The 11,985-nt window shown below is 67.4% G+C and carries 10 protein-coding genes and 1 pseudogene; 10 read left to right on the top strand and 1 reads right to left on the bottom strand.

From position 1 onward, the window contains the following. The 3 genes and pseudogenes from AC3FNH_RS19310 to AC3FNH_RS19300 form a co-directional block, all read left to right on the top strand. Positions 1 to 133, top strand: a pseudogene (locus AC3FNH_RS19310) (ABC transporter ATP-binding protein); the annotation flags it as partial. A 21-nt stretch (positions 134 to 154) separates the two neighbouring features. Next, entirely contained in the window at positions 155 to 1,039 is an 885-nt protein-coding gene (locus AC3FNH_RS19305) for a branched-chain amino acid ABC transporter permease (RefSeq protein ID WP_488721205.1), read from the top strand. Between the two features lie 56 nt (positions 1,040 to 1,095). Beyond that, a complete protein-coding gene (locus AC3FNH_RS19300) occupies positions 1,096 to 2,064 on the top strand; it encodes a branched-chain amino acid ABC transporter permease (RefSeq protein ID WP_488721208.1) in 969 nt (322 codons plus the stop codon). Between the two features lie 36 nt (positions 2,065 to 2,100). Here the strand turns inward: AC3FNH_RS19300 and AC3FNH_RS19295 are convergent, their stop codons facing one another. Next, positions 2,101 to 3,897, bottom strand: coding sequence for a glycoside hydrolase family 15 protein (locus AC3FNH_RS19295; RefSeq protein WP_488721204.1), 1,797 nt, complete (start codon positions 3,895 to 3,897; stop codon positions 2,101 to 2,103). Between the two features lie 322 nt (positions 3,898 to 4,219). On the opposite strand from AC3FNH_RS19295, the gene AC3FNH_RS19290 reads away from it, so the two are divergent. The 7 genes from AC3FNH_RS19290 to AC3FNH_RS19260 all read left to right on the top strand — a co-directional run bounded on the left by AC3FNH_RS19290 (position 4,220) and on the right by AC3FNH_RS19260 (position 11,985). After that, positions 4,220 to 4,978, top strand: coding sequence for an IclR family transcriptional regulator (locus tag AC3FNH_RS19290; RefSeq protein ID WP_276097700.1), 759 nt, complete (start codon positions 4,220 to 4,222; stop codon positions 4,976 to 4,978). A gap of 242 nt (positions 4,979 to 5,220) precedes the next feature. Further along, positions 5,221 to 6,855, top strand: a complete 1,635-nt coding sequence (locus tag AC3FNH_RS19285; protein ID WP_488721203.1) for an ABC transporter substrate-binding protein — start codon at positions 5,221 to 5,223, stop codon at positions 6,853 to 6,855. A 27-nt stretch (positions 6,856 to 6,882) separates the two neighbouring features. Beyond that, a complete protein-coding gene (locus AC3FNH_RS19280; RefSeq protein ID WP_488721202.1) occupies positions 6,883 to 7,854 on the top strand; it encodes an ABC transporter permease in 972 nt (323 codons plus the stop codon). Between the two features lie 46 nt (positions 7,855 to 7,900). Beyond that, entirely contained in the window at positions 7,901 to 8,854 is a 954-nt protein-coding gene (locus tag AC3FNH_RS19275; protein WP_488721201.1) for an ABC transporter permease, read from the top strand. A gap of 10 nt (positions 8,855 to 8,864) precedes the next feature. Then, positions 8,865 to 9,827, top strand: a complete 963-nt coding sequence (locus tag AC3FNH_RS19270) for an ABC transporter ATP-binding protein (protein ID WP_488721200.1) — start codon at positions 8,865 to 8,867, stop codon at positions 9,825 to 9,827. Then, positions 9,824 to 10,813 (top strand): ABC transporter ATP-binding protein, encoded by a 990-nt coding sequence (locus tag AC3FNH_RS19265; RefSeq protein ID WP_488721199.1) that lies wholly within the window; start codon positions 9,824 to 9,826, stop codon positions 10,811 to 10,813. The genes AC3FNH_RS19270 and AC3FNH_RS19265 overlap by 4 nt, the downstream gene beginning before the upstream one ends. A gap of 143 nt (positions 10,814 to 10,956) precedes the next feature. Beyond that, positions 10,957 to 11,985, top strand: a complete 1,029-nt coding sequence (locus tag AC3FNH_RS19260) for a porin (protein WP_488721198.1) — start codon at positions 10,957 to 10,959, stop codon at positions 11,983 to 11,985.

Here is an 11,985-nt window from a genome sequence, read left to right as displayed (position 1 = left end):
GCAGAACTTCCGCTTCGCCGCGCCGCTGGCCGACCGCTTCTATGTGATGGAGCACGGCAGCATCGTCGAGCGCTTCGCGGCGAGCGAGCTGGAGGGGAAGATGCCGGTGCTGCATGAATTGCTGGGCGTATAGAGCCCAAAAAAGGAGAGTTCCGTGGAACTGTTCAATATCTCGCTTTCCGCGTTGCTGTCCCAGCTTTTGCTGGGGCTTGTCAATGGCGCGTTCTACGCGATGCTGAGCCTTGGGCTGGCCGTGATCTTCGGCCTGCTCAATGTCATCAACTTCGCGCACGGCGCACTGTTCATGCTCGGCGCGTTGCTGGCGTGGGCCGGCATGGCCTACGCCGGGCTCGGTTACTGGGTGATGCTGCTGCTCTCGCCGCTGGTGGTGATGGCGCTTGGCATGCTCATCGAGAAGACGATGCTGCGCTGGCTCTACCAGCTCGACCACATCTACGGCCTGCTGCTCACGCTGGGGATCACGCTCGTGATCGAGGGCGTATTCCGCTCGGCCTATGGTGTGTCGGGCTTGCCGTATGCCCCGCCTGCCGTGCTGCAAGGTGCGACCGACCTTGGCTTCTTGCGTCTGCCCGACTATCGCGCATGGGTCGTGGCTGCGTCGCTGGGCGCGTGCCTCGGCACGTGGTACCTGATCGAGAGGACCCGTGTCGGCAGCGTCCTGCGCGCGGGCACCGAGAACGCCAGGGTGGTGGAAGCGTTCGGCGTCAACGTGCCGCTGATGGTGACCCTGACCTATGGCTTCGGCGTGGCGCTGGCGGCCTTTGCCGGCGTGCTGGCCGCGCCGGTCATGCAGGTGTCGCCGCTGATGGGGCAGAACCTGATCATCGTAGTCTTCGCGGTGGTGGTGATCGGCGGCATGGGGTCGATCACGGGATCGATCCTGACCGGCCTCGGGCTCGGCGTGATCGAAGGCCTCACCAAGTTGTTCTATCCGGAGGCATCGTCGACCGTGGTGTTCATCATCATGGCGCTGGTGTTGCTGGTGCGCCCGGCAGGGCTGTTCGGAAAGGAGAAATGATGCGTGAACCCTCGATGACTGCAGTCGTGCTGCAGCCGCAAGCGCCCGCCTGGCGCATGCCGAAGACGGCCCTGTATGGCCTGCTCCTGCTTGGCCTGCTGGCCGCGCCGCTGGCGGGCGCCTATCCGGTGTTCGTGCTGAAGGTGCTTTGCTTCGCGCTGTTCGCATGTGCGTTCAACTTGCTGATCGGCTATACGGGCTTGCTCTCCTTCGGTCATGCCGCGTTCTTTGGCGGCGCCGGCTATGTCGCGGGCCAGGCCATGAAAGCGTGGGGCGTGACGCCGGAGTTCGGCCTGATCCTCGGCACAGGGACGGGCGCGCTGATCGGGCTGGTCATGGGCACGCTGGCCATTCGGCGCCAGGGCATCTACTTTTCGATGATCACGCTGGCGCTCGCGCAGATGCTGTATTTCATGTGCCTGCAGGCGCCGTTCACGGGCGGGGAGGACGGGCTGCAAGGCATCCCGCGCGGCAGGCTGTTAGGCGTGTTGTCGCTGGAAGGCGATCTCGCGCTGTACTACGTGGCGCTGGCCATTGTGGTGGCAGCGTTCGCCTTGATCGTGCGCACGGTGCATTCGCCGTTAGGCCAGATCCTGAAGGCGATCAGGGAGAACGAGCCGCGCGCGGTCTCGCTTGGCTATGACGTCGACCGCTTCAAGCTCGCGGCGTTCGTGCTCTCGGCGGCGCTGTCGGGGCTGGCCGGATCGCTGAAGGCACTCGTGCTTGGTTTCGAGACGCTGACGGACGTCCACTGGTCGATGTCCGGCGCGGTAATCCTGATGACGCTGGTCGGCGGCCTCGGCACGCTTGCTGGCCCTATAGTCGGCGCGTTCGTGATCGTGGCGCTGGAGAACAAGCTTGGGGACATCGGTAGCTACCTTGCCGTGGCAACCGGCGTGGACTGGTTCAACGGCCTCGGCGAGTCGGTGTCGATGGTGACGGGGTTGATCTTCGTCTTTTGCGTGCTGACGTTCCGCAAGGGCATCGTCGGACAGTTCGGCGGGCGAGGGCGCGAAGGGGGGTGACTGTCTGCTGCCGGGCAAGGAAGAATCGTGGCGACGTCAGGCGCGCCTGACGCCCTTGTCGAGCAGCAAGGCAGTATTGACCAGGGCGATATGCGACAGGGCCTGCGGAAAATTGCCAGCCATGCGGCGCGTGGCCGGGTCATACTCTTCCGACAGCAGTCCGACGTCATTACGCAGCAGCAGAAGGCGCTCGAACAATTCGCATGCCTCATGCCGGCGTCCGGCCACGGCATAGGCGTCCGCCAGCCAGAAGCTGCAGGCAAGGAAGGTCGGCTCGTCGCCGGGCAGGCCGTCCGCCGTGCGCGACGGCAGGTACCGCCGCACCAGCCCGTCGACCAGCAGTTCTTCCTCGACGGCCTTGATCGTCCCGAGCATGCGCGGGTCCTTGCCGTCGATGAAGCCGACGATCGGCAGGAGCAGCAGGCTGGCGTCGGTGGTACTGCCGCCGTAGACCTGCACGAAGCTGTTGCGCCTGGTATTGAAGCCATTGACGAGCACGTCGGCGCGTATGGTGTCCCGCACGGTGCGCCAGCGTGACGCGGAGCCCGGCCAGTCGTGCATCTCGACGGTCTTGATGGCCCGGTCCAGCGCGACCCAGGCCATGACCTTGGAGAAGGTGAACGGCTGCCGCCCGCCGCGCACTTCCCAGATTCCCTCGTCGGGTTCCTGCCAGATCGCGGCAAGGTGGTTGACCAGCGAGCGCTGCAATGCCCACGAGTCGGGATCGCGGGGCAGGCCGCCAAGGCGCGCCTGGTACAGCGCGTCCATGACTTCGCCATAGACGTCGAGCTGGAGCTGGGTCGCGGCAAGGTTGCCGACGCGTACCGGGGCGGCGCCCTTGTACCCCGGCAGCCAGTCGAGCTCCCATTCCCACAGGTGCCGTTCTCCGGCTACGCCATACATGATCTGGGCCTGCTCGGGACTGCCGGCGACGGCGCGGGTGAGCCAGGCGCGCCAGGCCTGGGCTTCGTCATAGTAGCCGGCGGCCATGAGCGCCAGCAGGGTTCGCGTCGCGTCGCGCAGCCAGCAGTAGCGGTAGTCCCAGTTGCGTACGCCGCCAGGCGCTTCGGGCAGCGAAGTGGTCGGGGCCGCGACGAGGCCGCCGGTCGGCCAGTAGGTGAGCGCCTTGAGAGTCAGCAGCGAGCGCCTGACCGGCCCTCTCCAGTCACCGCCCCCCTCGCACCGGTTGGACCAGTCTCGCCACCAGCGGCCTGTGCGTTCGAGTTCCTTCAGTGCATCGAGCGGGGGCGGCGCGGCAAGGTGCGAGGGACTGTAGGTCAGCACGAATGGCTTCACCTCGCCGGCCTCTACCGTGAACTCGCAGGTCGTGGCGAGGTCCTTCCCGCGCAGTGGCTCGGGCGAGCGCACGATCGCCATGGCGGGGCCCGCCACGGCGCGGATGCCGTTGCCTTGTTCGAGCCGGGTCACCCATGGCACCGTCGCGCCGTAGTCGAAGCGCAGCGTCAGGTCCATCTTCATGTCGAGCTTGCCGCTACGGCCGCATACGATCCGGACAAGATCAGAACGCTCGCCGGAATTGGACATGCCATGGCGGATCGGCATGAAGTCGATCACGGTGACGACGCCTTCCGGATGGACAAAGACGGTTTCGAGCACCAGGCTGCCGGGCCGGTAGTGGCGCCGGCTCCTGCCGCCGCGGCCAGCAGGTGCGATGCGCCAGCGTCCGTGATCGCGCGTGCCCAGCAGTGCGGCCAGGCAGGCCGCGGAATCGAAGCGCGGCAGGCAGAGCCAGTCGATGCTGCCGTCACGGCAGACCAGCGCTGCCGTCTCGCAATCGCCAATCAGTGCGTAGTCCTCGATGGAAGCAGCCACGGCAGTCCTGGTCGCGTCGGTGGGCCCCCGGGGCAGGCTGCAGCACTGCCTCGCGGGAATGACAGCGGGCAACGCGCCGGCCGGGCCCGTCTACCTTGTTGGAGGCGCGCGCGATGTCATGGTTCCGGTACGTGGCGATGGCGCTGCGCGATCACGCCAGCAACCTGGCCATGCCATGCGCATTGCGATACATTGCGCGCCGCGAGTCACGCTGCCGTCGGCGGCCGTTGTCGCATCCGGGTCCTTGCTGGCAAGCCCGCTACAATTCGCCATGAACCCCGTTTCAGAAACTGTGCAAGAAACCAAGCAAGAAACCAAGCCGATGACATACATCGTTGACGCCGTGGACGAGGCCCTCGGCCTGTTGATGCTGGTGGCCGAGCATCCGTCGCTGGGCGTGACCGAGCTCGCGCGCCGCGCCGGGCTGACCAAGGCGCGCGCGTTCCGGCTGCTGAGCACGCTTGAGCACCGCGGCATGATCGCGCGCGAGGCGCCGGCGGCGGTCTACAAGCTGAGCTACAACGCCTTGCTGGTCGGCAATGCCGCGCGCGAGCAAGTCGACCTGATCAAGCTGGTCACACCGAGCCTCGCCGCGCTGGGTGCCGCTTGCGGTGAGAACGTGATCGTGCGCGTGCGTGACGGGCTGGAATCGGTCTGCGTGGCGCGCCATGAGTCGTCGCAATCGGTGCGCGTGCATACGGAGGTCGGCAACCGGCGTCCGCTGCATGTGGGCGCCTCCGGCAAGCTGCTGCTCGCCTTTGGCGGCGAGACCCTGATCGACGCGGTGCTGGCGAACGCGCCACAGCGCTTCACCGACAAGACCATTGTCGATCCGCAGGCGCTGCGCGACGAACTGGCTGCCATCCGCGCCGCGGGCTACGCGGTGTCGCTTGGCGAGCGCGAGCCCGATGCCGTGTCGGCCGCTGCGCCGTTGCGCGACCATACCGGCGCCACGGTGGCTTCGCTAAGCATTGCCAGTCCGGCCAGCCGTACCACGCAAGAAGTGCTGGATCGCCACGTGGCCATGGTCGTCGAACAGGCGGCCGTCTTGTCGCGCTCGCTCGGTCACACGGGCGCCTGATTCCCCGGCCGGCAGGCCACCCGTTGCCGCGTCCGCGGCAACTTCCTCCCCCCGATTCCCACCTCCCACGCCGGCAATGGACTACCGCCGGCGTGCGGTCCACTGCTCGCGATAGATCCGTGTCGTGGCCGGACGGCCGCTCCTTTTCGTTGGCTTCGAAATCTCTGATAGCGGGTAAACCCGGCTTACCCGTGCCATGGCTTTGTCTTATTCTTCGATACAAGGTATCACTGAATGAAACAATGTTTCAGCAAACGAGAACAGCAACACCTGCAAGAGGCCGCCGGCATCCGGCGGCCGCGCTCATTCTTGCCACCGTGCTGGCACTGGCCGGCGCGGGGACGGTGCGCGCGGCGGACCTGCGCATTGGCTACAAGGCGGAGATCAGCGCGGCCGACCCGCATGTGCTCGACGCCGCGGGGCGCAATCTCTGGGGACACGTCTACGAGACGCTGGTCGGACTGGACAATGCCCTGCGCCCCGAGCCGCAGCTCGCCACTGCCTGGCGCCAGCTTGATGCGCGCACATGGGAGTTCCAGCTGCGCCCCGGCGTGCGCTTCAGCAATGGCGAGCCGTTCACGGCGGAAGACGCCCGGTATTCGATCGAGCGCGCGCGCCACCTGGCCGGTGCGCGGACGTTCCGCACCTACCTGAAATCGATTGCCGAGGTCCAGGCAAGCGGGCCGCTGACCTTGCGCGTGGTGACGCGCACGCCCAACCCGGTGCTGCCGCAGAACGTGGGCCTGGTGGCCATGCTGCCGCGCTCGCTGGGCGACAAGGCCAAGGAAGCGGACTTTGCGGCGGGCCGCGCAGCCATCGGCACCGGGCCGTACCGCTTCGTGTCGTGGGAGCACGGCCAGCAGCTGACCTTCGCGCGCAACGCCGCTTACTGGGGCGCACCGGAGCCGTGGGACCACGTGGTGTTCCAGTTCATTGCCAAGGAACCGGCGCGCGCGTCGGCGCTGCTGTCGGGGCTGGTGGATGTGATCGACGCCTCGTCGGCCAGCATCGCCGATGCCTTCACCCGCACCAACGGGCGCATTCGCACGGTATCGGCCACGTCGTACATGCTGAACTACCTGCAGCTCGACCAGGCGCGGCAGGTGTCGCCGTACGTGAGCGACAACGAAGGGCGCCCGCTGGCCGCCAATCCGCTGCGCGACGTGAAGGTGCGCCAGGCCATCAGCGTCGCGATCGACCGCGAGCTGATCGCCGCGCGCGTCACCAAGGGCGATTCCGTTCCCGCCGGCCAGCTTGTGCCGCAAGGCTTCTTCGGCTTTGCGCGTGCCGTGGCGGCGCCGCATGGCGATTCGGCCGAGGCGCGCCGGTTGCTGGCGGAGGCTGGCTATCCGTCGGGCTTCCGCCTGACCTTGCATTGCCCCAATGACCGCTACCTGAACGATGCCAAGACCTGCGAAGCCATCGGCCAGATGCTGACCCGAGCGGGCATCCGGACCGAGGTGCGCACGCTGCCGTACTCGGTGTACATCACGCGGGCCACGTCGGGCGGGGAGGGCGGCAAGCCGGAGTTCAGCGCGTTCATGCTCGGCATCGGCGCAGTCAGCGGCGATTCGCTCGAACCGCTGGTGGCCGCCGCGCATTCGCAGGACAAGAAGGCTGGCCTGGGCGCCAACAATCGCAGCGGCTACGGCAATCGCGCGGTCGATGCGCTGGTCGACGAGGCCATGCGCACCATGGAGCCGCCGGCGCGCGAACACGTGCAGCGCCAGGCGGCCGTGACCCTGGCCGAAGACGTGGGCGTGGTGCCGCTGCACCACCTGCGCGCCACATGGGCCTACCGCAACGGGCTCATGGTGAAGCCGCGCAGCGACGGCTTCACCTATGCCACCAATATTCGACCGGCCGCGCAACCCTGACGCGCGCCGGCCATTCCGGAAGCAACCATGCTGGAAACCCTTCTCAAACGGCTGCTGCAGAGCATTGTGGTGCTCTGGATCATGTCGGTCCTGACCTTCTGCGCCGTCAACCTGATCGGCGACCCGGTGCACCTGCTGGTGAGCCCGACGGCGACCGAGCAGGAGATCGCCGAAGCGCGCCACTCGCTCGGGCTGGACCAGCCGGTCCAGCAGCAATACCTGCATTTCGTGCAGGGCGCGCTGCGCGGCGACCTGGGCGATTCCTTCATCTACAACCGGCCGGCCATCGAGCTGATCGTCAGCCGCGTTCCGGCGACGCTGGAACTGGCGGTGACCGCGCTGCTGCTGTCGCTGGCCATCGGCATCCCGATGGGGATCTTCGCCGGCCTCAAGCCCAATAGCCGCCTGTCGCGGCTGCTGATGGCGTGCTCGCTCGGCGGCGTGATCATGCCCACGTTCTGGATCGGCATGATCGGCATCCTGCTGTTCTCGGTGAACCTGGGCTGGCTGCCGTCGGGCGGCCGCGGTCCGGTCAGCACGGTGCTGGGCATGCCGCTGTCCGTGACGAGCTGGGAGGGCATCCGCTTCCTGCTGCTGCCGGCGCTGACGCTGTCGCTGTTCAAGATCTCGCTGGTGGCGCGCCTGACCGAGGCCGGCACGCGCGAGGTGGCCGGGCAGGAGTACATCAAGTTCGCCCGCGCCAAGGGTGTGGGCGGCGCGCGGCTGGTGCTGCGCCATGTGGTGCCCAATGTGCTGATCCCCATCGTGACCGTGGTGGGGCTCGAATTCGGCCACCTGATCGCGTTCTCGGTGGTCACCGAATCGGTGTTCTCGTGGCCCGGCATGGGCAAGCTCATCATCGATTCGGTGCTGGCGCTGGACCGCCCGGTGATGGTGGCCTACCTGCTGGTCACGCTGGTGCTGTTCGTGGTGCTCAACCTGATCGTCGACCTGCTCTATGTGGTGCTCGATCCGCGCCTGCGCCACAAGGTGGCCTGAACGCTTCCGATCCTCGTCCTGAACCTGTTTTTTGCCAAGTTTCCCGATGTCCCTTCCCGTTACTGAACCGCGCGCCACGGCTACGCCGCCGGCGCCGGCGCCCGCAGAGGGCGCGGCGCCGCCGGCACGGCCGCGACGGCCATCCTTTCTCGCACGCTTCGCACGCAATCGCGTGGCGGCGGCAGCGCTGGCGGTATTGCTCGCGCTCATGCTGGTTGCCGTGTTCGCGGGCGTGATCAGTCCGCAGAATCCCTACGACCTGGCCACGGTGTCCGTCATCGATTCCGAACTGCCGCCCGGCGCAGTCGGCTATGACGGCCAGACGCACTACTGGCTCGGCACCGACGGCGCCGGACGCGACCTGGTCAGCGCCATCTTCTATGGCATCCGCATCAGCGTCGCCGTCGGCGTGATCAGCGCCGTGGTGGCGCTGCTGGTGGGGGCCGCCATCGGGCTGGTCGCCGCCTACTGCGGCGGCGTCGTCGACGCGCTGATCATGCGCATCGTGGACCTGCAACTGAGCCTGCCTGCCATCCTCGTCGCGCTGATCCTGCTCGCGGTGCTGGGGCAGGGCGTGGACAAGACGCTGATGGCGCTGGTGATCGTGCAGTGGGCCTACTTCGCACGCACAGTGCGCGGCTCGGCGCAGGTGGAGCGGCGCAAGGACTATGTCGAAGCCGCGCTGGGCCAGGGCCTGCCGGCATGGCGCGTGATGTTCCGGCACATCCTGCCCAATTGCATGGCGCCGCTGGTCGTGACCGCCACGCTGCAGATTGCTCACGCGATCACGCTGGAGGCCACCATGAGCTTCCTTGGCATCGGCCTGCCGCGCACCCAGCCGTCGCTGGGCATGCTGATCGCCAACGGCTTCGAATACATGCTGTCGAACAAATACTGGATCAGCATCTTCCCGGGCGTGGCCCTGGTGCTGCTGATCGGCGCCATCAACCTGGTGGGCGACCGGCTGCGCCGCGTGCTCAACCCGCGCAACGAGGGCTGAGGAGAGAACCATGGCACTGCTGGAAGTGAACGGCCTGAGCACGCGCTTTGCACTGGAGCACGGCGCGGTCACCGCCGTCGACAATGTTTCCTTCGCGCTCAACGCGGGCGAAATCCTCGGCATCGTGGGCGAGTCCGGGTCGCGAAAGTCGGTCACGGCGTTCTCGCTGATGAACCTGCTCGACCCGCCCGGCCGCGTGACGGGTGGCGAGGTCCGGTTCAAGGGGCAGGACCTGCGCGCCTGTACGCCGCGCCAGTGGCAGGCCCTGCGCGGGGACCGCATCGCGATGGTGTTCCAGGACCCGATGATGTCGCTCAACCCGGTCATGCGCATCGGTGGGCAGCTGATCGAGACGGTGCGCGTGCATCACCGTTGCTCGCGCGCAGAGTCGCATGACCGCGCCGTCGATGCCCTGAAGAAGGTGGGCATTCCGGCGCCGCGGGAGCGCATGCAGGCCTATCCGCATGAACTGTCGGGCGGCATGCGCCAGCGCGTGGCGATTGCCAACGCGCTGATCAACCGGCCCGACCTGATCATCGCCGACGAGCCCACCACCGCGCTTGACGTGACCATCCAGGCGCAGATCCTGTTCGAGATGAAGCAGCTGGTGCGCGAGACCGGCGCGGCCGTGATCTGGATCAGCCATGACCTGGCCGTGGTCAAGGACCTGGTCGACCGCGTCTGCGTGATGTACGCCGGCCGCGTGGTCGAGCAGGGGCCGGTGGCGGATGTCATCCGCCAGCCGATGCATCCCTATACGCGCGGCCTGCTCGATTCGCTGCCCGCGCACGACACGCGCGGGCGCACCTTGCGGGCGATTCCCGGTGCCGCGCCGGCCTTGTATGCCTTGCCGCCGGGCTGCGCGTTCGCACCGCGCTGCGCGCGGGCCAGCGACCGCTGCGCGCAGGCGCCAGTTGAAGTTTCCGTGCGCGGCCGGTCGCTGCGCTGCGTTCATCCACTGGAGGCGGCATGACTGTCCTGCTCGAAGCGCGCCAGCTGCAGAAGCATTTTTCCCCGAAGCCAGGCCTGCTTGACCGGGTGACCCGGCAAGCGCGCGCACGTCAGGTGGTGCATGCCGTCAACGACGTTTCACTGCAAGTCCGCAAAGGCGAAGTGCTGGGCGTGGTCGGCGAGTCCGGCTGCGGCAAGTCCACGCTGGGCCGCATGCTCGCCGGGCTGCTCGCACCCAGTGGCGGCGACGTGCTGTGGGAAGGCGAGCGTGCCGACACCGCCGCGGCTTCGTACCACCTTGCGGTGCAGATGGTGTTCCAGAACCCGTATGCGTCGCTCAATCCGCGGCTGCGCATCGGCCAGGCCATCACGGAAGGCGCGCTGCATCACGGACTGGTCGGCCGCAGCCAGGCAGCGGCGTTCGCGCGCGAGATGCTCGCCATGGTCGGGCTCGACGCGTCCTATGCCGAGCGCTATCCGCACGAGTTCTCCGGCGGCCAGCGCCAGCGCGTGGCCATTGCACGGGCACTGGCGCTGCAGCCGCAACTGGTGGTCTGCGACGAGGCGGTGTCCGCGCTCGACGTTTCGGTTCAGGCGCAGGTCATCAACCTGTTCATGGACCTGCGCCGGCAACAGGACCTGACCTACGTCTTCATCAGCCACAACCTCGCTGTGGTGGAGCACATGTCGGACCGCGTGGTGATCATGTACCTGGGCCGTATTGTCGAGATGGGCGATGCGCGCGCAGTCTTTGCCGCGCCAGGCCATCCCTACACGCGCGCGTTGCTGGCCGACGCGCCACGGCTCGACGGCAGTTCCGCGAGCCACCAGCCGATCCAGGGCGAATTGCCGAGCCCGCTCGCGCCGCCGTCCGGCTGCGCGTTCCATCCGCGCTGCCCGCATGCGAGCGCGCGTTGCGCGGCCGAGGTGCCGCTGTTGCGCGATACCGGTGGCGGCCGCCTGTCGGCGTGCCACCTCAATGAACCAGGCCAGATGAAGGCGGCCTGAGCGCGCGCCGCCAAGAGGCGGCGCATTTCCACGGGATAGCCGCATGGCATCCGCTCCGGTCAACGGCGCGGAGGGCGGCGCTCGCACTTTTGGCGCGCGGGCGCATGGCGGCGGGTTGATTCGAAGAAGAGAAGGAGGACAGCATGAAAACAATCCGTCTTATCGGGCGAGCGTGCATGGGTGGCGCGCTGCTTGCGGCGTCGGCCGGCGCGCAGGCCACCTTGACGCTCTATGGCCGCGTCGACACGGATATCGAGTACCAGCGTGGCCCGAGCGGCAACGCTGCGCAGATGGTGGACAACGCGTCGCGCTGGGGCATGCGCGGCAATGAGGATCTCGGTGGTTCGCTGCGCGCGGATTTCGGCCTGGAGCAGGGCTTTCTGGCTGACACCGGCGCCGCTACCAATCCGCAGTTCCGCAATGCCTATGTGGGCCTGAGCGGGGTCTTCGGGGCCTTTGCACTGGGCCGGCTGGATTCGGCAACTTCGGTCGGCTCGCCGGTCTACTCGCAGATCACGCAGAACGTGGACTTCGTCATTCACGATGCCGGCGCCACGGCCATCGGCACCAAGGTGCTGAATGCGCGCAACCGCGTATCGAATGCGCTCGGCTATGTGACGCCGGACTTCGGCGGTTTCTCGCTGCGCGCCCGCGTCAACCTGGCCGGGCCGGACCCCGCCACGCCGAACGTCAAGTCGCCGGTGAAGGCCGAGGACGACTTCCGCCAGTACGACACCGGCCTCAACTATGCCTCCGGAAATTTTTCGGCGGGTCTCGGCTACTCGCACGATGCCAAGACGGGCGGGCTCGTTGCGAACGACTTCCGCGACAAGATCCAGGCCACGGCTGCGTACGACTTCCAGGTCGTGAATATCTACGGCGTGTACGGGCGCGACCGCTATGTCGGCACGGCCAGCACGCGCACCGACGTGCGCTACTGGCTGGCGGGCTTCACGGTCCCGTACGGGCCGCACAGCCTGACCGTCAACTACATGGAGCGCGACGTGCAGACCAGCACCAGCGGCCGGCTGCGCAAGGCGCAGGCCGGCTATGGCTACCGGCTCAGCAAGCGCACGCTGCCCTATGTCTTCTTCGACTACGAGGACGGCAACAACCGCAAGCCTGGCGACACCGTGGTCACGTACGGCGTCGGCATCCAGCACAAGTTCTGA

This window comes from Cupriavidus sp. 22TCCZM01-5, from assembly GCF_057798915.1.
The sequence above is the reverse complement of the archived record's forward strand: the minus strand, read 5'-3'. Positions and strand labels throughout refer to the sequence as shown.